The 20056-nt window shown below is 73.7% G+C and carries 21 protein-coding genes; 8 read left to right on the plus strand and 13 right to left on the minus strand.

The window, feature by feature from the left end; translation table 11 throughout:
* Positions 1–65 precede the first annotated feature (65 nt).
* The gene (locus ACZ4WV_RS19985; RefSeq protein ID WP_465748432.1) at positions 66–998 is read left to right on the plus strand and encodes a pentapeptide repeat-containing protein; all 933 of its coding nucleotides are present in this window, start codon (positions 66–68) and stop codon (positions 996–998) included.
* 20 nt (positions 999–1018) lie between these two features.
* Complete coding sequence (locus ACZ4WV_RS19990) at positions 1019–1816, plus strand: hypothetical protein (RefSeq protein ID WP_465748434.1); 798 nt, start codon at positions 1019–1021, stop codon at positions 1814–1816.
* A gap of 34 nt (positions 1817–1850) precedes the next feature.
* On the opposite strand, the gene ACZ4WV_RS19995 is transcribed toward ACZ4WV_RS19990, so the two are convergent.
* The 4 genes from ACZ4WV_RS19995 to ACZ4WV_RS20010 all read right to left on the minus strand — a co-directional run bounded on the left by ACZ4WV_RS19995 (position 1851) and on the right by ACZ4WV_RS20010 (position 4520).
* The gene (locus ACZ4WV_RS19995; RefSeq protein ID WP_465748436.1) at positions 1851–2483 is read right to left on the minus strand and encodes a TetR/AcrR family transcriptional regulator; all 633 of its coding nucleotides are present in this window, start codon (positions 2481–2483) and stop codon (positions 1851–1853) included.
* Positions 2484–2547: 64 nt separating this feature from the next.
* Positions 2548–2880 (minus strand): hypothetical protein, encoded by a 333-nt coding sequence (locus tag ACZ4WV_RS20000; protein WP_465748438.1) that lies wholly within the window; start codon positions 2878–2880, stop codon positions 2548–2550.
* Positions 2877–3389, minus strand: a complete 513-nt coding sequence (locus ACZ4WV_RS20005) for a DUF6232 family protein (protein WP_465748440.1) — start codon at positions 3387–3389, stop codon at positions 2877–2879. Before ACZ4WV_RS20005 ends, ACZ4WV_RS20000 begins: the two co-directional genes overlap by 4 nt.
* A gap of 213 nt (positions 3390–3602) precedes the next feature.
* Positions 3603–4520: an aminoglycoside phosphotransferase family protein gene (locus ACZ4WV_RS20010; protein WP_465748442.1), complete on the minus strand. Its 918-nt coding sequence runs from the start codon at positions 4518–4520 to the stop codon at positions 3603–3605.
* Positions 4521–4754: 234 nt separating this feature from the next.
* Here ACZ4WV_RS20010 and ACZ4WV_RS20015 point away from each other — a divergent pair, with 234 nt between their 5' ends.
* Positions 4755–7247 (plus strand): Tex family protein, encoded by a 2493-nt coding sequence (locus ACZ4WV_RS20015; RefSeq protein WP_465748444.1) that lies wholly within the window; start codon positions 4755–4757, stop codon positions 7245–7247.
* Positions 7248–7328: 81 nt separating this feature from the next.
* On the opposite strand, the gene ACZ4WV_RS20020 is transcribed toward ACZ4WV_RS20015, so the two are convergent.
* The 5 genes from ACZ4WV_RS20020 to ACZ4WV_RS20040 all read right to left on the minus strand — a co-directional run bounded on the left by ACZ4WV_RS20020 (position 7329) and on the right by ACZ4WV_RS20040 (position 11391).
* Positions 7329–7763 (minus strand): SHOCT domain-containing protein, encoded by a 435-nt coding sequence (locus ACZ4WV_RS20020; protein ID WP_465748446.1) that lies wholly within the window; start codon positions 7761–7763, stop codon positions 7329–7331.
* Positions 7764–7871: 108 nt separating this feature from the next.
* Entirely contained in the window at positions 7872–8564 is a 693-nt protein-coding gene (locus tag ACZ4WV_RS20025) for an NUDIX domain-containing protein (protein WP_465748448.1), read from the minus strand.
* Complete coding sequence (locus ACZ4WV_RS20030) at positions 8561–9718, minus strand: type III polyketide synthase (RefSeq protein WP_465748450.1); 1158 nt, start codon at positions 9716–9718, stop codon at positions 8561–8563. The genes ACZ4WV_RS20025 and ACZ4WV_RS20030 overlap by 4 nt, the downstream gene beginning before the upstream one ends.
* 129 nt (positions 9719–9847) lie before the next feature.
* The gene (locus ACZ4WV_RS20035) at positions 9848–11053 is read right to left on the minus strand and encodes a cytochrome P450 (RefSeq protein ID WP_465748452.1); all 1206 of its coding nucleotides are present in this window, start codon (positions 11051–11053) and stop codon (positions 9848–9850) included.
* A 173-nt stretch (positions 11054–11226) separates the two neighbouring features.
* A complete protein-coding gene (locus tag ACZ4WV_RS20040) occupies positions 11227–11391 on the minus strand; it encodes a hypothetical protein (protein ID WP_465748454.1) in 165 nt (54 codons plus the stop codon).
* An 88-nt stretch (positions 11392–11479) separates the two neighbouring features.
* Between ACZ4WV_RS20040 and hemC the strand changes: the two genes are divergently transcribed.
* Together hemC and ACZ4WV_RS20050 are read left to right on the plus strand one after the other, a co-directional pair.
* Positions 11480–12415: a hydroxymethylbilane synthase gene (hemC, locus tag ACZ4WV_RS20045; RefSeq protein WP_465748456.1), complete on the plus strand. Its 936-nt coding sequence runs from the start codon at positions 11480–11482 to the stop codon at positions 12413–12415.
* A gap of 111 nt (positions 12416–12526) precedes the next feature.
* Positions 12527–13063 carry a VanZ family protein gene (locus tag ACZ4WV_RS20050; RefSeq protein ID WP_465748458.1) on the plus strand — a complete coding sequence of 179 codons (537 nt, stop codon included), beginning with the start codon at positions 12527–12529 and terminating at the stop codon, positions 13061–13063.
* A gap of 43 nt (positions 13064–13106) precedes the next feature.
* Here ACZ4WV_RS20050 and ACZ4WV_RS20055 read toward each other — a convergent pair whose 3' ends face one another.
* Positions 13107–13643, minus strand: coding sequence for a winged helix-turn-helix transcriptional regulator (locus ACZ4WV_RS20055; protein WP_465748460.1), 537 nt, complete (start codon positions 13641–13643; stop codon positions 13107–13109).
* A 60-nt stretch (positions 13644–13703) separates the two neighbouring features.
* Here ACZ4WV_RS20055 and def point away from each other — a divergent pair, with 60 nt between their 5' ends.
* Together def and ACZ4WV_RS20065 are read left to right on the plus strand one after the other, a co-directional pair.
* Positions 13704–14378, plus strand: a complete 675-nt coding sequence (gene def / locus ACZ4WV_RS20060) for a peptide deformylase (protein ID WP_465748462.1) — start codon at positions 13704–13706, stop codon at positions 14376–14378.
* 203 nt (positions 14379–14581) lie between these two features.
* On the plus strand, positions 14582–15106 hold the full coding sequence (locus ACZ4WV_RS20065; RefSeq protein WP_465748464.1) for a hypothetical protein: 525 nt from the start codon (positions 14582–14584) through the stop codon (positions 15104–15106).
* 100 nt (positions 15107–15206) lie between these two features.
* On the opposite strand, the gene ACZ4WV_RS20070 is transcribed toward ACZ4WV_RS20065, so the two are convergent.
* The gene (locus tag ACZ4WV_RS20070) at positions 15207–15857 is read right to left on the minus strand and encodes a TetR/AcrR family transcriptional regulator (RefSeq protein WP_465748466.1); all 651 of its coding nucleotides are present in this window, start codon (positions 15855–15857) and stop codon (positions 15207–15209) included.
* A gap of 115 nt (positions 15858–15972) precedes the next feature.
* On the opposite strand from ACZ4WV_RS20070, the gene ACZ4WV_RS20075 reads away from it, so the two are divergent.
* Positions 15973–16716, plus strand: a complete 744-nt coding sequence (locus tag ACZ4WV_RS20075) for an SDR family oxidoreductase (RefSeq protein WP_465748468.1) — start codon at positions 15973–15975, stop codon at positions 16714–16716.
* A 107-nt stretch (positions 16717–16823) separates the two neighbouring features.
* On the opposite strand, the gene ACZ4WV_RS20080 is transcribed toward ACZ4WV_RS20075, so the two are convergent.
* Both ACZ4WV_RS20080 and ACZ4WV_RS20085 read right to left on the minus strand, forming a co-directional pair.
* Positions 16824–18233 (minus strand): SDR family NAD(P)-dependent oxidoreductase, encoded by a 1410-nt coding sequence (locus tag ACZ4WV_RS20080; protein ID WP_465748470.1) that lies wholly within the window; start codon positions 18231–18233, stop codon positions 16824–16826.
* 204 nt (positions 18234–18437) lie between these two features.
* On the minus strand, positions 18438–19961 hold the full coding sequence (locus ACZ4WV_RS20085) for a carbohydrate binding domain-containing protein (RefSeq protein ID WP_465748472.1): 1524 nt from the start codon (positions 19959–19961) through the stop codon (positions 18438–18440).
* Positions 19962–20056 lie beyond the last annotated feature (95 nt).

Here is a 20056-nt window from a genome sequence, read left to right on the forward strand (position 1 = left end):
CTGCCCAGTAGGATTTCTGGTCCACGGCGCCGGAGCGGTGCCCAGCAGGTGGAAGGACCCGGAACGTGCGCGAGACCGAGCCGCCGCAGGACCCGACGGCGGCCGCGCCGACCCCGCTGCAGTCCGACTGCCGGAGCTGCTTCGGGCTCTGCTGCGTCGCCCTCCCCTTCGCGGCCACCGCCGACTTCGCCGTCGACAAGGCCGCCGGCACCCCCTGCCGCAACCTGCAGACCGACTTCAGCTGCGGCATCCACGCACGGCTGCGCGACAGCGGCTTCCAGGGCTGCACCGTCTACGACTGCTTCGGCGCCGGGCAGCGGGTCTCCCAGGTCACCTTCGGCGGGGTCAGCTGGCGGGAGGAGCCGGCCCGCGGCCAGTCGATGTTCGACGTGTTCCCGGTCGTGCGGCAGCTCCACGAACTGCTCTGGTACCTCACCGAGGCGCTCACCTTCGAACCCGCCCGCCCCCTCCACGCCGACCTGCGACAGGTCCTCCAGGAGACCGACCGGCTGGCCGGCGGCACGCCGGAGGAGATCCTCGCCGTCGACGTGCCCGCCCACCGCCAGCGGGTCAGCGACCTGCTCCTGCGCGCCGGCGAACTCGTCCGCGCCGCCGTTCCCCGCCGCCGCGAACACCGCGGCGCCGACCTCTTCGGCGCCCGCCTGCGCGGGGCCGACCTGCGCGGCGCCAACCTCCGCGGCGCTCTCCTCGTCGCCGCCGACCTCTCCGGCGCCGACCTGCGCCTCGCCGACCTGATCGGCGCCGACCTGCGCGACGCCGACCTCACCGGCGCCGACCTCACCTCGGCCCTGTTCCTCACCCAGGCCCAGCTCAACGCCGCCCGCGGCGACGCCACCACCCTCCTCCCGCCCGCCCTCACCCGCCCCACCCACTGGCCGGAGACCGCGGCGCCCGCCGCCCCCGGGTCCAAGGCCCGCAAGCCCAGTGGTCCCGGCAGGCCCAACGGCGCCCGTCCGGCCCGCGGGCGTCGTCGTTAGCTCGTGGCAGACTGCCGCGCATGTCCCTCGCCGACCTCACCCTCGACCACTGGCGGTCCTTCGACCTGTCGGCCGCCCGCCGTATCGCCCGGCGGGCGGCCGAGTCGACCGGCGGCCGGTTGATCGCGGTCGAGTCCGGCGAGCACCTCGGGGCGCCGCTGCACCGGGTCCGGATCGAGCGGGACGGGCGGGAGTTCGCCCTGGTGCCGGGCGGCACGGCGACCCTCGGCCTCGACCTCGACGCCTGGCGGCCGACCCCGGAGCAGGAGGCCGACTACCGCGAGAGCGTGGATCAGGGTTTCGGCTACGGCCCCGACCTGCGGGCCCACCTCGCCCGGCTGCTCAGCCCGCGCAGGACCGTCGCCCTGGCGGCGGTGTTGATGGCGGTTGAGGACGAGCACCTGACCGAAGCTCCCTCCGTGTTGCCGGCCGCCCTGGCCGCCCGCGGTCTGCGGGCGCCGACACCTGACGAATGGGAGCACGCCTGCGGAGCCGGCGCGGCCACCCTGTTCCGCTGGGGTGACGACTGTCCACTCGACCGCGTTCCGTACGAGCACCCCTCCGGCCCCCAGCAGCGGCCGAACGCCCTGGGCCTGCGCATCGCCTACGACACCTACCGCGGCGAACTGACCAGCGACCCGACTGCCGTGCACGGCGGCGACGGCGGTGAGTCCACCTGTGGCGGCTATGGCGCACTGCTCGGTTGGCTGCCGTTGGCCACCGCCAACCGCAACGCTGACTGTGCCGAGCTGGTGCACGGGCCGGAGGGCGAGGACCTGTACGAGAACTTCTCCGTCCGCCCGGTGATCGGGCTCTGATCCCCAAGGCGCGTCAGGCCCCGGTAGCCGCTTCTCAAGCGCCGGCGTAGCCCCGGGTCAGGAGGTCGAAGGCGCGGTTGGCGGCGGCGGCCGCCTCCGGGTGGAGGTCGTCGGCGGTGCGGCCGTCGTGGTGGATGTGGTGCCAGGTGCGCAGGGCGAGGACGCGTTGGGTGGCGGTGACCTGGGCAGCGAGCAGGGGGGCGGTGAGTTCGTGGGGCGGGGCGAGGTCGGGGTCCTCGCGCAGGGCGTCGGCGAGGGACTGTTCGGCGCGGGCGGTGTAGGCGCCGACCCGGGCGGCCAGGCTCGGGGTGCCGTGGACGAGGGCGGTGAACGCCAGGACCTGCGGGTGGTCGTTGAGGCCGGTGACCGGGTCGCGACGGGCCAGGCCCTCCAGGAAGTCCCGGCGCAGGGCGTCGAGCGCCGACTCGTCGGCGCCGCGGCCCCGGACCACGTCGGCGGCCTGGTCCTGGTGGTCGGCGAAGCGGTGGACGACCAGGTCCTCCTTGCTGGGGAAGTAGCTGAACAGGGTCGGCTTGGAGACCTCGGCGGCGGCCGCGACGTCCGCCACCGACACCCGGTCGAAGCCGTGCTCCAGGAACAGCGCGATGGCCGCCTCGGAGATCGCCCGGCGCGTCCGTTCCTTCTTGCGCTCCCGCAGTCCACTCATGCCGGCCAGGCTAACAGTCGCGGTTGACCAGGGCAGGTTTCTGACCCGGTTCGGCGGGCTCGGCTCACGCGTCGAAGGACTCCAGGATCCGCCGGATCGACTCCACCACCGGAGCGCCCGCCCGGACCAGCGAGGCGACGCCGGAAATGTTGCGCAACGCCCGCCGCAGGACGGACGGTGAGGCGGTGCCGTCGCCGATGGTCTCCAGCGACTCGTCCAGCACCTCTCGGTCCTCGGCCGGCACCTGCGCCCGCAACTGTCGGACGAAGGTGACGAGTTCGCGCAGTGCGGCCTGGGGGTCGACCGCGGCCTGGTGCTTGATGATGCCGATGTTGTGGTCGCCGTGCTGGGTGACCGAGTCGCCGAAGTGGAAGGAGTTGCCCTGGTTGTCGCTCACAGTCCGACCCGCTTTCCGGTGTTGTGGTCGCCGTGCTGGGTGATCTTGTCGCCGATGTGCACGCTCTCGACCTGGAGTGCGAACTCCGCCTGGGGATTGTCGATCGCCTCCATGATCATTTGGATCAGGTTCCCGATCTGCCAGGCGTCATGGCTCACCACCGCTGTGGTCGCGGAGTTGGAGGTCTCGATGACCAGCTTGTACACCGGCTTCTGCCGTAGTCGGGTCACCATCCGGTAGAGGCAGAACAGGAAGGCGGCGGCCAGTAGGACGCCCGGGACGGCGGCCGCCTCCGCCTGGTCGTGCGCCGTCCTGGTGAGCGTGGCGAGGAGGGAGGCGGCGAACAGTAGCGCGAAGACCTGGCGGACGAACCTGATGACCGTCCTCGAGCGTTTGGGCGGCCACCACGCCAACTGCCGCGCCCGGGCGATGTGCTGCAGCGGGTACGCGTCTCCGCCGATCCAAAGGATCCGCCGACTGACCCTGACCTCGATCACACTGCTTGCCAAGTCCGCTCCCCTGCCCGTAGTGGCGGGAGAACCATAGCAACGGCCACGGACGATCGGGCCGTTGACGGAGACAGGACCGTAGGTGCCGCGACGCCGGACAGCCCGGCGCTGGCGTGACGGGGGGAACTCCGCGCCCACTGGGACCGTGCGCCCACTGGCATCACGAGACCCGCCGTGCAGAGCCCGGGTACCCCGCGTCGGGGCACCCGCCGGTCACATGCTGCGGTCGGTGAGGACCTCGCGGACGACGTGCCGGGCGTTGGCGGTGCGGGCGTGGTCGGTGTGGCGGTAGTACGGGATCGTCACCAGCGCGATGGAGAAGGCCCAGGCGCGGGCGCGGGCCCACATCGCGTCGTCCGCGCGCACGGCGGCCCGGAAGGCGGGGCGGGCGGAGGCGGGGAGCAGGTACCAGGCGGCGATCAGGTCGGCGGTGGGGTCGCCGACGCCCATCAGGGCGAAGTCGAGGACGGCGGCCAGCCGGCCGGTTCTGGAGAGCAGCAGGTTGCCCGGGGTCAGGTCGCCGTGCATCCAGACCGGTGGGCCGTCGTACTCGGGGAGCTGAAGGGCCTTGTCCCACAGGGCGGTTGCGGCCGCAGCGTCGACGGTGCCGGAGAGCTGGGCGATCGCGGCGCGGGTGGCGCCGTCCCGGGAGGCGAGCGGGACGCTGCGGGGGCCGGGCGGGCCGCCCGCGGGGTCGGCGGCGCGCAGGGCGTTGACGAAGCCGGCCAGGTCGCGGGCCAGTGCCCCGGGCGCGGCGAGGGCGCCGACCGCCGGGTTGACGCCGTCCAGCCAGCGCAGCACCGACCACTCCCACGGGTAGCCCGCGGCGGGGCGGCCGACGGCGACCGGTGCGGGGACGGGCAGCGGCAGTCGCGGCGCAAGCCCGGGCAGCCACCGGTGCTCCCGGCGGACGCCACCGGCCGCCCACTCCACCCGGGGCAGCCGGACGGCGAGTTCGGGCCCGAGCCGGAACATCGCGTTGTCCGTCCCGGCGGACCCGGCCGACCCGCCGGGTGTGACGGGTGTGACGGGAAGGCCCGCCCACTGGGGGAACTGGGCGGAGATCAACCGCCGTACCAGGGCCGCGTCGACGACCGGTTCCTCGGGGTGCATCCGGGCGGCAGCGCACATGCCCGGCAGCGTACAGCGCGGACCGCCGCCCTTCAGCCGGATTCCCGAACTACCGGGCCGGTTCGCTCGCCAATCCCGGGGCCCGCCCCCAACTGGACCCCGCTCCAGTCCGGTTGGTATCACCGCCGGGCCGCGCCACGCCCGCCGCCCCGGGCGCGTCCGGGAGCCGTCACCGGTACCTGCCAGAATGCAGGGCGTACGGCGAAAGCACTGAAGGAGAAGGTGACCGGCTTCGTGACCACCTCAGTCGAACAGGGGGCCCGACGGGCCCAGCAGGCGATCGAGCGGAAGATCGCCGAGGAACTGGGGGTCCGCGAGGGGCAGGTGAAGGCGGCCGTCGACCTGCTCGACGGCGGCGCGACCGTCCCCTTCGTGGCCCGCTACCGCAAGGAGGTCACCGGCTCGCTCGACGACTCCCAGCTGCGCTCCCTGGAGGAGCGGCTGCGCTACCTGCGCGAGCTGGAGGAGCGCCGGGCGGCCGTCCTGGAGTCGATCGAGGCCCAGGGCAAGCTGGACGACGCGCTGCGCGCCCAGGTGCTCGCCGCCGACTCCAAGGCGCGGCTGGAGGACATCTACCTGCCGTTCAAGCCCAAGCGGCGCACCAAGGCGCAGATCGCCCGCGAGGCCGGTCTGGAGCCGCTGGCCGACACCCTGCTCGCCGACCCGACGCAGGACCCGGTGGCGCTCGCCGCCGGGTACCTCAACGAGTCGGTGGCGGACGCCCCGGCGGCGCTGGAGGGCGCCCGGGCGATCCTGGTCGAGCGCTTCGGTGAGGACGCCGACCTGGTCGGCTCGCTGCGCGAGCGGATGTGGACCCGGGGCCGGCTGGTCGCCAGGGTCCGCGACGGCAAGGAGGCCGACGGCGCCAAGTTCGCCGACTACTTCGACTTCGCCGAGCCCTACACCAAGCTACCCTCGCACCGCATCCTGGCCATGCTGCGCGGTGAGAAGGAGGAGGTGCTGGACCTCGAACTCTCGCCCTACGACGGCGACACCGAGGGCGACCTGCCCGGTGCCAACGACTACGAGCAGCGCATCGCCGCCCGCTTCGGCATCGCCGACCGCGGCCGCCCGGCCGACAAGTGGCTGGGCGACACCGTCCGTTGGGCGTGGCGCACCCGGATCCTGGTCCGGCTCGGCCTCGACCTGCGCGCCCGGCTGCGCGCCGAGGCCGAGGACGAGGCGGTGCGTGTGTTCGCCGCCAACCTGCGCGACCTGCTGCTGGCCGCCCCGGCCGGCACCCGCGCCACCATGGGCCTGGACCCGGGCTTCCGCACCGGTGTGAAGGTCGCGGTGGTGGACGCCACCGGCAAGGTCGTCGCCCACGAGACGATCTACCCGCACCAGCCCGCCAACAAGTGGGACGCGGCGCTGAACACCCTGGCCGCGCTGGCGAAGAAGCACGACGTCGACCTGATCGCGATCGGCAACGGCACCGCCTCGCGGGAGACCGACAAGCTCGCCGAGGACCTGCTCAAGCGCCACCCGGAGCTGAAGCTCACCAAGGCGATGGTCAGCGAGGCCGGCGCCTCCGTCTACTCGGCCTCCGCGTTCGCCTCGCAGGAACTGCCGGAGCTGGACGTGTCGATCCGCGGCGCGGTCTCCATCGCCCGCCGCCTCCAGGACCCGCTGGCCGAACTGGTCAAGATCGACCCCAAGTCGATCGGCGTCGGCCAGTACCAGCACGACCTGAGCGAGGTGAAGCTCTCCCGCTCGCTGGACGCCGTCGTCGAGGACTGCGTCAACGCCGTCGGCGTGGACGTCAACACCGCCTCGGCGCCGCTGCTCACCCGGGTCTCCGGCATCACCGCCACGCTGGCGGACAACATCGTGGCCCACCGCGACGCCAACGGCCCGTTCCGCACCCGCCGGCAGCTCAAGGACGTCGCCCGGCTCGGCCCGAAGGCCTTCGAGCAGTGCGCGGGCTTCCTGCGCATCCCCGGCGGGGACGACCCGCTGGACGCCTCCAGCGTGCACCCGGAGGCCTATCCGGTGGTGCGCCGCATCCTCGCCGCGACCGGCGGGGAGCTGCGCGAGCTGATCGGCAACGGCGAGCGGCTGCGCGCGCTGCGCCCGGCGGACTTCGCCGACGACACCTTCGGCGTGCCGACCGTCACCGACATCCTCGGCGAGCTGGACAAGCCGGGCCGCGACCCGCGCCCGGCCTTCCGCACCGCCGTCTTCAAGGAGGGCGTCGAAAAGATCGGCGACCTCGAGGTCGGCATGGTGCTGGAGGGCGTGGTCACCAACGTCGCGGCCTTCGGCGCCTTCGTCGACGTGGGCGTCCACCAGGACGGGCTGGTGCACGTCTCCGCGCTGTCCAGGAACTTCGTCAAGGACCCGCGCGAGGTGGTCAAGCCCGGGGACATCGTCAAGGTCCGGGTGCTCTCGGTGGACGTGCCGCGCAAGCGGATCGGGCTGACCCTGCGGCTGGACGACGAGGTCGGTCGCGAGCGCGGCGACCGGGGCGGCGACCGGGGTGACCGGCAGGCCCGTCCGCCGCGCCAGGAGCGGCGCGGCGCGGGCCAAGGCGGCGGTCAGGGCGGGCAGAGCGGTCAGGGCGGCCGCGGCGGCCAGGACCGGGGTGGCCAGGGTGGTCCGGCGGACCGGGGCGGCTTCGGCGGTGGCGCGCCGGCGAACAGCGCCATGGCGGACGCGCTGCGCCGCGCGGGCCTGACCGGTGGCGGCGACGGCGGCTCGGCCGCCCGGCGCTCCGGGCGGCGCTGAGCGCACGGCAGCGGCGGTGGCCGGCACGACCGGGGCCGGTGGGTGCGGGATGCGCCCACCGGCCCCGGCCGTCGTGTCCGGTCACGCCAGGAGCTTGTCCTTGGCCTTGCGGTACTCCTCGTCGGAGATGGCGCCCCGGTCGCGCAGGTCCGCCAGCCTCGCCAGGTCCTCGACGTGGCCGCGGCCGCCGCCCTCCGGTGGCGTTCCGGCCGCGTCCTGGATGTAGGCCCGGAGCGCCGCATCGGTCTGCTGGGCCTGTTCGACGTCCCGCCTGCCCATGCTCTGACCACGGGCGATGAGGTACGCGAGGATCCCGATCAGCGGCAGGAGGATCACCAGGATCAGCCAGCCGGCCTTGCCCCAGCCGCTGAGGTCGTGGCTGCGGAAGATGTCCGTGATGATCTTGAACAGCAGGAAGAACCACAGCACCCAGAGGAACAGCTCCAGCATCGTCCAGAAGATGTTGAGCAGCGGGTAGTCCCCGGCCAGCGAAGAGGCCAACGCGTAGGTGTCCATGGTCGAGTCATATCATCGCAAAACGGACACCATGGTTCTGTGTTCCACCGTTCCAGTGAGCTCCCGCAGTCACCGGAACACCTCCGCCGGCGGTGCCGGCGCGGCGCCTCAGCCCCGGCCGGCCCGCTCGCGCAGCTCCACCGCGAGCCCGATCAGCTCGCCCCACCACGCGTCGTGCCCGGTGAGCAGCAGCCGCTGCGCCTCGGCGGCCGGGACGGCCCGGACCTCCACCACCTGCTCGCCGTCCGCCGGGTTGGTCGGCGTGGAGTCCAGTACGACCTCGCCCCAGCCCCACAGCCAGGCCTTCTCCGGGTGCGGCTGCCACGGCCGGTACGGCACCGGGTCGTCGGTGCGGCAGCGGTGCGCGCCCAGCCAGGCAGGCTCGCCGAGCAGCCGGGCGCCGGCCTCCTCGCGCAGTTCGCGGGCCAGACAGGCGGCGACGGACTCGCCCTGCTCCCGGGTGCCGCCGGGCAGGAACCAGTGGTCGCGGTCGTCCCGGCACAGCACCACGCCGCCGTCCGCGAAGCCGACCAGGTGGATGTTGGTGACCAGGGCGTCCGGCGGCAGCACAGTGGAGAACCGCGCGTCGTAGCGGCCCCAGGCCCAGTACTGCGGTGCGTGCAACGCGGGGAACCGGGCGGCGAGTTCGGTGGCCCTGACGGCGGTGTCGGCGGTGTCGGCAGGGTCGGTGAGATCCGTGCTGCCGGTGAGATCCGTGCTGCCGGTGGGGTCCTTGCTGCCGGTGCGGTCCGTGGTGTCCGTGCGGTTTCTGGCCCCAGTGCGGTCCGTGGTGTCGGTCATTCGGTGATCGTAGTGCCGGCCGGAAAACGGCGGGGAGCGCTCTGATGGACGAGGGCGATGTCGGAGGTGGCCGCGGCGCGCGGCCGGCGGCGCACCGGCTCCACCGGGGCGCCCACCCAACTCCCCAGCGACATCTCGGCGGTGATGCCCGGCCCGAATCCGGCGATCAGCCCGGGCGTGCCCTCGGGCACACCGCCGTCGGCGAACAGCCGGGCGAGGGCGTCGAAGACGACGGCGCTGGCGATGTTGCCGCGTTCGGTGAGCGTGGCCCGGCTGTAGCGGAACATCGCGGGCTGCACGTCCAGGAAGCGGCATAGGTCGTCCAGGATCCGCGGGCCGCCCGCGTGCACGATGTAGAAGCCCAGTCCGGAGGCGTCCCAGCCGTGCTGCCCGGCCAGGGCGCGCAGCGCGGGAGCGAGCAGCTCCATGGTGCCGGGCACCCGCTTGTCCAGCTGGAAGTGGAAGCCGGTGTCCTCGACCCCGTAGGAGATCCAGTTCTCGGTGTCCGGCACGAGGTGGGAGCCGTTGCGCTCGACGCTCACCCCGCAGCCGCCGTGGCCGCGCATCACCACGGCCGCGATCGCGTCCCCGAACAGGCCGTTGGAGAGCAGTGAGCCGACGCCGAGGTCGCTCGGCTGGTAGCAGAGCGAGCAGAACTCGCAGGCCACGATCAGCACGTTGGCGCCCGGGTAGGCGCGGCAGAAGTCGTGCGCCCGGTTGACGGCGGCGCCGCCGGCCGCGCAGCCGAGCTGGGCGATCGGCACCTGGCGGGTGTCGGAACGGAACCCCATGGTGTTGATCAGCCAGGCCGTCATCGACGGCATCATGAAGCCGGTGCAGGAGACGTAGACGATCAGATCGATGTCCCGGGCAGCCAACTCGGCGTGACACAGGGCGCGTTCGACCACCTCGGGGACGCGGGCCTTGGCCTCCCGCTCGTACACCTGGTTGCGTACGGTGAAACCCGGGTGGGTGAGGGTCTGCTCGATCGGCTGGACCAGGTGCCGGGTCCGCACCCCGGTGTTCTCGATCAGCCGCAGTGCCAGGCCGAGTTGGGGGTGGCCGGCGTGCAGGGTGCGGGCCAGGTCGAGGGTCTCGTCGAGGGTGATGACGTGCTCGGGCACGGCGACGGCGGGGCGGCAGAGTGTGGCCATGGTGTGGGTCTCCCCGTGGGGGCGGCCGTGGCGTGCCGGTGGCGGCCTGGCGGCGGGCCGGTGGTGTGCGTGGAAGGGTGTGCGGGAGTCGCTCGGCGGCCGTCCGGAGGGCGCGCCGGGCGCGGGAGGTCACCAGGCGAGGGGCAGGGACTGCGGGAAGCGCCAGATGGAGCCGGAGTTCCAGTCGAGTTCGGACGGATCGACGGCCAGGCGCAGCCGGGGGAAGCGCCGCAGCAGGGTACCGACCGCCACCTGCAGCTCCATCCGGGCCAGGTGCGAGCCGAGGCAGTGGTGCTGGCCGTGGCCGAAGGCCATGTGGGTGGGCACGCCGCGGTCGAGGTCCAGCTCGTCCGGGCGCTCGTAGACCGCTGGGTCCCGGTTGGCGGCGAGGTAGGACACGTGCACGGCCTCGCCGGCCCGGATCAGCACCCCGCCCAGCTCCACGTCCTCGACGGCTACCCGGGCGATGCCCACGCCCTGGCGGAACGGGATGAAGCGCAGCAGTTCCTCCAGGGCCTGCGGCAGCGTCTCCGGGCGGGCGCGGAGCTTGGCGAGCTGCTCGGGGTGGGTGAGCAGGGTGTAGGTGATGTTGCTGAGCTGGTAGGTGCTGGTGTCGTGGCCGGTCACCAGCAGCACCATCGCCATGACGGCCAACTCCTGGTCGTCCAGCAGCTCTTCGCCGTCGCGGGCCGTGGCGAGCGCGCTGATCAGGTCCTCGCCGGGATCGGCGCGGCGGGCGGCGGTGAGCTCGGTGAAGTAGCCGCGCAGCCCGGCCTTGGCCTCCTCCTGGCCCTCCCGGCTGCCCGGGCCCATCCGCATCATCGCGACGGCCCACGTCCGCAGCCGGGCGCGGTCCTGCGGCGGGATGTCCAGCAGCTCGCAGATGGTGTGCAGCGGGAGCCGGCTGGACAGGAAACGGACCAGGTCGGCCGGGGCGCCGTGCTCCTCCATGTCGTCCAGGTAGCCGTTGACGACGTCCTGCGTCCTGGGGCGCATCCGCTCCACCTGGCGGTTGGTGAACCCCTGGGCGACCAGGCGGCGCAGCCTGTTGTGGGCGGGCGGGTCCATCAGGTTGATGGCCTCGGCCTGGGCGATCGGGGCGGGCGTCATCCGGGGCAGGTCCCGTCCGATGCCCGCGGCGCGGCTGAACCGGCGGTCGGTGGTGACCACCCTGACGTCCTCGTAGCGGGTGGCGAGCCAGGCCTCGCCCGCACCGTACGGCAGTCGGATCCTGGCGATCGGGGCCTCGGTGAGCAGCCGCTTGAGGAGGGGGTCGAACTCCAGACCGTCGGTGTGGTGGAAGGGGCAGTCCCACACGGGGGCGGTGGTGGTCACGGGCCTGTCCAATTGTCATCGTCATGCCGGGGTGGTGGCGCCCGAACGGTGCGGCGTCGCGGTTCGGGCGCGGAATGCAGATGTTCCCCCATGGGCTGGCAAAGATGTGAATCCGCCGAGCTGTTCCCTCGATTGAGTGAGATGGCTGATTGTCAGGTGAATTGTCGCGGCCCTTATGGGACTTGGCGGATCGGCCGGTGTCGATCGGGTGAGACGAGTCCGGTCTCGTCGGCGGGCACCACCGCCCGGGCCCGGTCGCGCAGGTTCGACTCGGTGAAGATCCGGGCGACGTGCGTCTTCACCGTGGACCCGCTCACGGCGACGGTCGGGTGGTTCACAGCTCGGCCTGCTCGGCTCGTTCGGCTCGTTCGGCCGGGCGGCTGACGCCCCGACAACCAGCGGTGTTCGAGCGCCTATCATCGCGCCATGGCCACCGCTGAGCTGATCCGCATCGTCTCCCGCTCCTCACCCATGGCGCTCGCCCAGGTCGAGCGGGTCCGCGCCGAACTCGCCGCCCTGCACCCCGGCCTGCGCACCGAGGTCGTGCCGGTCACCACCTCGGGCGACCGCTGGACCGGCGACCTCGCCCAGCTGGGCGGCAAGGGCGCGTTCACCAAGGAGGTCGACGCCGCGCTGCTCGCCGGGGAGGCCGACGTCGCCGTGCACTGCCTCAAGGACGTGCCCGCCGACCGCCCGCTGCCAGCCGGCACCGTCTTCGCCGCCTACCTGCGCCGCGACGACATCCGCGACGCACTGGTCCACCCCGGCGGCCTGACCCTCGCCGAACTCCCGCCAGGCACCCGGATCGGCACCTCCTCCGTCCGCCGGATCGCCCAACTCGCCGCCTCCCACCCGCAACTGGAATGCGTCCCGATCCGCGGCAACGCCAACAGCCGGCTGGCCAAGCTGGCGGCCGGGGACGTCGACGCCCTGCTGCTCGCCGTCTCCGGCCTGGAGCGGATCGGCGAGCCGGGGCGGATCACCGAGGTCCTCGGCGTCGAGCAGATGTGCCCGCCGATCGGCGCCGGCATCCTCGTCCTGCAGTGCCGGGAGGACGACGCCGCGACCATCGAGGCCGTCACCGGGCTCGGCCACCACGACACCTGGCGCGAGGCGGCGGCCGAGCGGATGTTCCTGCACGTGCTGCAGGGCCACTGCAACAGCCCGATCGCCGGCTACGCCAAGGCCGAGCCGGACGGCCGCCTCTCGCTGCGCGGCCGGGTCTTCACCCCGGACGGCAAGCGGGTGCTGGACGCCCACGAGTGGGCGGGCGCGCTCAGCCCCGAGGACCTCGGCACCTCGGTGGCCCTGGCGCTCAAGCGGCAGGGGGCGCAGGAGCTGATCACCGCGATCCCGCACTGAGCTCGGCTCCCGCCCCCGCCCCCGGCCCCGCCCCGGCCCGCTGCGTCTCCGGCGCGCAGGCCGGGCCGCGGAGGGCAGAACCGGGCGGACGTGCGGGGCGTCCGTTGAGGCGTGATCAGTGCGGTGCTCGGCGGGATGCCGATGTTCTGGCCCGGGCTGCTGCTCTCGCTGGTGCCGGCGGCTCTGCTGAACCGGCCGGTGGGGCGGCTGCTGCGGGCCCACTGGGTGGTCGGCTTCCTGCTGCTGCTCGGACTCGGCGGGGTGGTCGTGGCGACGCTGCTGCCGGAGGCCTTCCGGCTGTCCGAGGACGCCGTGCGGCACTGCACGGTGCGGGGCGGCCGGCCGCGCTCACCGTACGAACTGCTGCACGTGCGGCACATCGAGCTCAAACTGGCGACCTACGCCCCGGTGGGCTTCGCCGCCGCCCTGGCCGGGACGCGGCGGCGGGCGGCGGTGGCGCTGCTGGGCACCGCCGCGCTGCCGTTCGCGGTGTCGGCGTTGCAGTACGCGGTGCCGGTGATCGGGCGCAGCTGCGATGTGCAGGACGTCTGGGACGGCGTGCAGGGGGTCGTGCTCGGGGCGGCGCTGGGGTTGGTGGCCGGGCCGGTGGGGCGGACGGTGACCAGGGCCCGGGTGCGCTCGGTGTGAGCTCCGGCCGCGGCCGTTCCGCTGCTGCGGGTCGCGGCGGCCACTACGGCTGTTCGTCGGGGAGCAGCGGGAAGAGCCGGGTGACGGCGGCGACCGGGCGGGCGTCGGCGGGGCGGGTGGCCGGGTCGGCCTCGCGGCCGCGGTAGCGGGCGAGGAGTCCGCGGACGGCTTCGCCGAGGGCGGTCAGCTCGGCGGGGGTCAGGTAGACGACGGTGCTGAAGGCCTCGTCCTGCTGCCAGTCGGCCGGGGCCTCGGCACGCCGGGCCAGCCAGCGGCGGTGGCTCTCGTCCTCCAGGCCGCGCGCCAGCTCGCCGAATTCTTCGGCTGCGGGCGGCGGTTCGGGTTGTGGGGGTTGCGGCAGTCGCCAGGGCCGGGCGCGGCCGTCGCTCGCGGGGGCCTCCTCGATCCGTCCGAAGCGGGCCAGCTGCCGCAGGTGGAACGAGCACAGCCCGGAGCTGTGCCCGAGGTGGGCGGCCGCCTCCGTGGAGGTGAGGGTGCCGTGTTCGGCCAGCAGCTCCAGGAGTGCGGTCCGTACGGCGTGCTCGGGGAGGGTGCCGGTTCGGGCGGGATCTTCAGTCACTTTGCAAAGTCTGCTACTTTGCAAAGTCCTTGACAAGTCCGCCGTCCTGAGGGAGCGTCCGTGACCGGCCTGCCTGAACGTCCACCCGTCCTGCGGATCACCGAGGCGGGGGAGCCGATCCTGCACGGCCCCTGCCGCCCCGCGACCGAACGGGACTTCGGCAGCCAGGAGTTGGACCGGCTGATCGACTCGATGTTCGCGACCATGTACGTCGCCGACGGCTGCGGGCTCGCCGCCAACCAGGTCGACGTGGACCTGCGCCTGTTCGTCTACGACTGCCCCGACGACGACGGCGTCCGCCACACCGGCCACCTGCTCAATCCCGTGGTCGAGGCCCAGGCTCCCGGACGGCCGCTGATCGAGGACCAGGAGGGCTGCCTCTCCGTCCCCGGCGCCACCACCCGACTGGCCCGCCCGGCCCGGGCCGTGGTCCACGGCTACGACCGGCACGGCCGCGCCCGCACCATCGAGGCCACCGGCTACTTCGCCCGCTGCCTCCAGCACGAGACGGACCACCTCGACGGGCAGCTGTACGTGGACCGGCTCTCCAAGCGCGACCGCAAGGACGTGCTGCAGCAGGTGGAGCGGCGCCGGGAGAAGGTGTTCGCCCAGCGCGACAGGGCCGCCGACCGGTTCAACTGGCGTGGTGCGGTGGAGTTCTGCGCGGCCTCCTGCCGGTGCCGGCGGCTGGACCGGATGGCACCGGACCAGGTGGCGCTGGAAGCGTTCTCGTAGCCGAGCCGAGCCGAGCCGAGCCGAGCCGAGCCGAGCCGGGCACCGTCGCCGCGCGGCTGGAACAGGCCCGGCCGGAGCGTCCGGAGCGGGGCGGCGTCGGCCTGTCGGCGCACCCGTGGATCACTCCGGCGGGGGAGCGGGGCCGAGCGGGATCGACCACGCGCACGAGGTGCGGGCGGGGCGCGGTCGGTGACGGTGGACCCATGCTGATGAACATCCCGGTCGGTGACACCGAAAGCCCCGTCCCCCGCTGGGCCCTGCGCCTCGCCCAGGCCCTACCGTTCGTGGTCCTCCCGCACTGCCTGTGGCGGCTGCCGTTCGCCTTCGACTTCCGGATGGGCACGGTCGATCCGGACGCCCCCGGCTACGTCTGGTGGGCCACCCCGTACGTGTTCGGCCTGAGCCTGCTCACCGAGGCGGTGGCGCTGCTCACCCTGGGGCTGGTCAGCGGCTGGGGCGAGGTGTTCCCGCGCTGGGTGCCGGTCCTGCGGGGGCGCCGGGTGCCGCCGCTCGCGGCGGTCGTCCCGGCGGTGCTGGGCGGGCTGGTGCTCTTCGGGCTGTTCGGCCTGGAGCCGCTCGCCTGGTTCGGCGTGATCGACGAGGTCGGCTTCAGCAACGGCTGGTGGCTGCTCCTGGCCCGCGTCTGTATCGGTCCGGCGATGCTCTGGGGGCCGATCACCATCGCCCTGGCCGTCGCCTATCACCGCCGCCGACGCCGTACCGCGTGAACCCCGTGTGCACGGGAAGTCGGCGGGTCCGACGTCCCGCGCAGGGGTTCGCGCGTGCTCGGTGCGTCCGGCCGTACTCGCCGACCGCCCCGCTGACTGCTCAGGTGGCCGGACCGGCCCGGTTCCCGGCGACCAGGGAGTCGGCCAGGTGCTCGGCGACGGTGTCGTCCAGGGGGCCGTGGCCGAGCAGGAAGCGGTACCAGAAGACCCCGTAGACCTGGTCGACGATCAGGTCCAGGTCGGCGTCCGCCGCGAGTTCGCCGCGCTCGCGCCCCCGGGACAGCAGGTCCAGCAGGGCGGTGCGGCGGGTGGCGGTGAAGGTCTGCATCAGTTCGGCCAGGTGCGGGTCGCGGGCGGCCTCGCGGACGACGGTCCGCAGCGCGGAGGCGGTGGTGCCGCGTTGGGCGGCGGCGAAGGTGGTGGCGACGAAGGCGCGCAGGTCGGTGTGGAGGGCGCCGGTGTCGGGGCCGGAGACGCCCTGGTCGGCGCGGTCGGTGAGGGCGTCGAGCAGCACCGCGCCCTTGGAGGGCCACCAGCGGTAGACGGTCTGCTTGCCGACGCCGGCCGTACGGGCGATGGCGTCGACGGTGACGGGGGTGCCGTCGGACTCGGCCAGCAGCTGCAGTGCGGCGTCCAGGATCGCCCGCTGGGCGGCCTCGTTGCGGCGGCGGCCGGTGTGGGGGCGCGCGGACGAGCCCTGCCCGGCTCGGGAGTTGGTTCGGGTGTCAGCTCGGGCGTCGGTCTCGCTCATCGTGGTGTCCCTTCCTTGATGCCCCACTTGACAAGACTAACAGTCTCGACAACCATCATTGTCAGAACCGACGGTCTCGACAAGAGCCCCAGACAAGCCGGAAAGGCCGACCACCATGAGCACTGCGTCAAACCTCTTCGCCGGACAGCGCGTCGTCGTGATGGGCGGCAGCTCGGGCATCGGCGAGTCGGCGGCCGCCGCCTTCGCGGCGGACGGCGCCGAGGTCGTGATCACCGGCCGCGGCCGCGAGCGGCTGGACGCCGCCGTGGCGCGGATCGGCGGCAAGACCACCGGTCAGCAGGTGGACGCGACCGACCCGGCCGCCATCGCCGCCTTCTTCGCCGAACTCGGCGGCGTGGACCACCTGGTGGTCGCGGTCAGCGGCGCGGCCGGCAGCGGTCCGTTCGCCGGGCTCGACCTGGCCGACCTCGCCGCCGGCTTCGACGCCAAGTTCTGGGCGCAGGTCCGCGTCCTCCAGGGGGCGCTGCCGCACCTGCGCGAGGACGGTTCGGTCACCCTGATCACCGCCGCCTCCGCGCGCGCCGCCATCCCCGGCACCGCCGGTCTGGCCGCCATCAACGGCGCCCTGGAGGCGATGGTCCCGCCGCTGGCCGTCGAGCTCGCCCCGCTGCGGGTCAACGCCGTCTCGCCCGGTGTCATCGACACCCCGTGGTGGGACCGCGTCCCGGCCGAGCAGCGCACCGCCCTGTTCGACGGCCTGGCCGCCACCACCCCGGTCGGGCGGGTCGGCCGCCCCGAGGACGTGGCCCGGGCGATCCACATGCTGGCGGCGAACACCTTCGTCACCGGCGTGGTCCTCGACTGCACCGGCGGGGCCAACCTGCCCACCGGCCGCTGACCACACCGCCCGAGCCGACGCGACCCGACCCGGCCGGCCCCGGCCCGGACCCTGGCCCTCTCAAGGGCCGGACCCGGGCCGAGCCGGCTGCTACGACAACCGGCCCGTCACCACTCCGCCACCCGGTAGTCCTTCAGGAACACCCCCGACACGGGATGCCCGGCCTCGCCGCGCACGATCGGGTCGTACACGCGGGCCGCGCCGTCCACCACGTCCAGCGGGGTGCGGAAGCCCCGGGCGGCGATCCGGGTCTTCTTCGGCGCCGGGTTCTCGTCGGTGATCCAGCCGGTGTCGACGGCGCACATGTGCACGCCCCGGGTGGCGAGGTCGGCCGCGCTGGTGCGGGTGAGCATGTTGAGCGCGGCCTTGGCCATGTTGGTGTGCGGGTGGCGCGCGGTCTTGTTGCGGACCGCGAACCGGCCCTCCACCGCCGTGACGTTGACGATGTAGCGCGCCGGGTGCCCGGAGGCGAGCAGCAGCGGCAGCAGCCGGTCGCAGAGCAGGGCCGGAGCCAGGGCGTTGACCAGCTGGGTCTCCAGCACCTCGGCCGGGTCGAGCGAACCGAGCGTGGCAGACCAGGAGTTGGCTGGTGCGAGATCGGGCAGCAGTCCGGCCTCGTCCGTGAAGTCGAGCAACGACCCCGGTCGGCTGGTGATTTGGGCGCCGGAGCCGGAGAGCGGGCGGAAGCCGGGGGCGTGGGTGATCGCCCGGCGGTCGGCCGCGGGCAGCGCGGCGGACTCGCCCGCGGCGAGCAGGGCGTAGGACTCGGGCGGGCGGCGCAGGGTCTGCGCGGCGTTGTTGACCAGGATGTCCAGGGGGCAGCCCTGCGCCCGCAACTCCTCCGTCAGCCCGAGGACCTGGCGCGGGTCGCGGAGGTCGATGGCGACCACGGTCAGCCGGTCCCACCAGCGCTCGCTGCCCTCGGCGGCCCGGAAGCGCCGCACGGTGTCCTGGGGGAACCGGCTGGTGACGATCAGCTCCGCGCCGTCCCGCAGCAGCATCAGCGCGAGCTGGAAGCCGATCTTCACCCGCCCCCCGGTGAGCAGCGCCCGGCGGCCCCGCAGGTCGGTGCTCAGGCGCCGGCGGGCGGTGTTGTCGGCCGCGCAGTCCGGGCAGAGCATGTGGTAGAAGCCGTCGACCTGGCGGTACGCCCGTTTGCAGACGTAGCACTTGCGCGGGGTCACCAGCTCGCCGACCGGCCCGGCGGTGACCGGGGCGAGCGGCGCGTCCTCGCGCCGGTGCCGGGCGCCGGTCGCGGTGGCGGCGAGCAGCTCGGCGTCGGCCTCCCGGACGGCCTGCTTGGCCTCCTGGCGGCGGCGCTTGCGGCTCTCCATGACGAAGGAGCTGAGCTGCCGCTCGACGTGCAGCCGGGTGCGGTCGTGCGGCGGGAGGGCGCGCAGCCGGCCCAGGGTGCGGCTGAACGCGGCGAGTTCCTCGGGGGTGAAGCCGGCCGCGCAGGCGGCGTCGCCGGTCGGAAAGATCGTGCTGAGCTGGTCGTGGTCGTCCCGGACCGTCATGTCCGCCCCCTCGTGCCGTACAGGTGGGACGGACTGTAATCGACGGTCCGGGCCGATGAGATGCCAATTTCGCTCGGCGTGACCGGGCTGGTCGGCCTGCCGCGGAGGCCGGGCGGGCGGGCGGCGGTCACCCGCCGTGCCCCCGGTCGAAGGTGCCCGGGGTGCCGGCGGCCCCCCGGCCCACCGGCGCCCCGGACGTCGGACTCAGCCGGTGTACCGGCTGAAGATCTTCGCGAACTCGTACGGCTGCTGCGGGATGTCGGTGCACTTCGACAGCGAGCCGCCGGTGCAGGCGTTGGCGTCCCGGGTGGCGTCCCAGAAGGCCAGCAGGCCGAGGTGGTGCTGCTGGGCGAAGGTCACCAACTGCTGGGCGGCGGCCTGGTCGTAGACCTGGTGGTCGTCGTTCTCGCCGATCATCGGGGTGACCCCGACCATGGCCCACAGCTGGGCGTCGGTCTTCGCCGGGTAGAGCGCCTTGAGCTGGCCGAAGAGCGACTGGGCGGCCTGGACGGCGGCGTTGCCGTAGTCGGTGCCGGGCCGGTAGTAGTCCATCGCCATGACGTTGACCAGGTCGAGGTCGACCCCGGCGTCCCGGGCGGACTTGACGATCGCGACGCCGTCGCTGGTCAGGCCCTCGGGCAGGACCGGCAGGGTGAGCGAGACCCTGAGGCCGGGGTGGGCCTGCTGGAGCTTGGCGAGCGCGGCGGAACGGCGGTCGTTGGAGGCGGTGTCGGCGATCGCCGCACCCTCGATGTCGTAGTCGACGTAGCGCAGGCCGTAGGCCCTGACCACGGCGTCGTACTCGGTGAACAGCGAGTCCACCGAGCCGCAGGCGGCGGCGAGTTCGGTGCCGCTGGCGCCGCCGAAGGAGAGCTTGACGTCGCCGCCGGCCGCGCGCAGCGCGTCCACCTGGTCCTTGGCCCAGCCGGTGCGCGGGTCATAGGCGTTGAACCAGCTGGCCTTGCAGCCGACGCCGGTGACGAAGCCCATGGTGTAGCCCTTGACGCCGCCCGACGTGGCCATGTCGGGCATGGACGGGGTGGGCCACGCGCCCATGTCGATGTACGGGGCGACGGGCAGCGCGACGTTCGGCGGCGGGGTGGTCGGGCCGCCGGTGGGCGTGCCCGTGGGTGTCCCGGTGGGTGTTGCGGTCGGGGTGCCGGTGGGCGGCGGGGTGCTGGGGCCGCCGCCGGGGCCGGTGAGCGTGATGTCGTCGGCGAGGTAGGCGCCCTGTCCGTACCAGCCGTGGAGGTAGACGGTGACGCTGGTGGTGTTCGGGCCGGTGGTGAAACCGGTGGACAGCTGCTGCCAGCCGGGGCCGCCGACGGTCCAGGTGGCCGGGTCGGTGACGCCGCTGCCGGTCGCGCCGAGGTAGACGTACTGCCCTTGGACCCACGCGCTCAGGTGGTAGGCGGTGTTGGGCTGGACGCTCACGGTCTGCCCGCACTGCGCGGTGTCGCTGTTGCTCACCGCCCCCTTGAGCGCGTGGCTCCCGCTGTGCGCACCGGAGCCGACGATGGCGCCCGTCCCGGCGGAACAGCTCCACGGGGCGAGGGCGCCGCTCTCGAACCCGGCGTTGGCGAGCAGGTTTCCGTCGGCGGCGCCGGCGTTCCCGGCCAGGGCGGCGAGGCCGCCGGCGGCGAGCGCGGTGGCGGCGGCGAGGCTCAGCAGTGTGGGCCGGCCGGCCGGACGGCGGTGCGTGGGGGCGTGCTGGAGCGCACTGGGCATGGGGGTGCCTCTCGGGACGGTGGGCCGCCCCGCTCCGGGCAGGGGTGCGGGGCGGGCGGCAGCGTGGGGGCTGGTCCGGTGCGGGGAGGAGCGCG

This window comes from Kitasatospora sp. NPDC029312 (assembly GCF_055569215.1).

Coding starts and splice junctions, on each gene's coding strand:
- ACZ4WV_RS19990 (WP_465748434.1), top strand. CDS start 1,019: ATGTCCCTCGCCGACCTCACCCTCGACCACTGGCGGTCCTTCGACCTG.
- ACZ4WV_RS19995 (WP_465748436.1), bottom strand. CDS start 2,483: ATGAGTGGACTGCGGGAGCGCAAGAAGGAACGGACGCGCCGGGCGATC.
- ACZ4WV_RS20010 (WP_465748442.1), bottom strand. CDS start 4,520: ATGTGCGCTGCCGCCCGGATGCACCCCGAGGAACCGGTCGTCGACGCG.
- ACZ4WV_RS20020 (WP_465748446.1), bottom strand. CDS start 7,763: ATGGACACCTACGCGTTGGCCTCTTCGCTGGCCGGGGACTACCCGCTG.
- ACZ4WV_RS20025 (WP_465748448.1), bottom strand. CDS start 8,564: ATGACCGACACCACGGACCGCACTGGGGCCAGAAACCGCACGGACACC.
- ACZ4WV_RS20030 (WP_465748450.1), bottom strand. CDS start 9,718: ATGGCCACACTCTGCCGCCCCGCCGTCGCCGTGCCCGAGCACGTCATC.
- hemC (WP_465748456.1), top strand. CDS start 11,480: ATGGCCACCGCTGAGCTGATCCGCATCGTCTCCCGCTCCTCACCCATG.
- ACZ4WV_RS20065 (WP_465748464.1), top strand. CDS start 14,582: ATGCTGATGAACATCCCGGTCGGTGACACCGAAAGCCCCGTCCCCCGC.
- ACZ4WV_RS20070 (WP_465748466.1), bottom strand. CDS start 15,857: ATGAGCGAGACCGACGCCCGAGCTGACACCCGAACCAACTCCCGAGCC.
- ACZ4WV_RS20075 (WP_465748468.1), top strand. CDS start 15,973: ATGAGCACTGCGTCAAACCTCTTCGCCGGACAGCGCGTCGTCGTGATG.
- ACZ4WV_RS20080 (WP_465748470.1), bottom strand. CDS start 18,233: ATGACGGTCCGGGACGACCACGACCAGCTCAGCACGATCTTTCCGACC.
- ACZ4WV_RS20085 (WP_465748472.1), bottom strand. CDS start 19,961: ATGCCCAGTGCGCTCCAGCACGCCCCCACGCACCGCCGTCCGGCCGGC.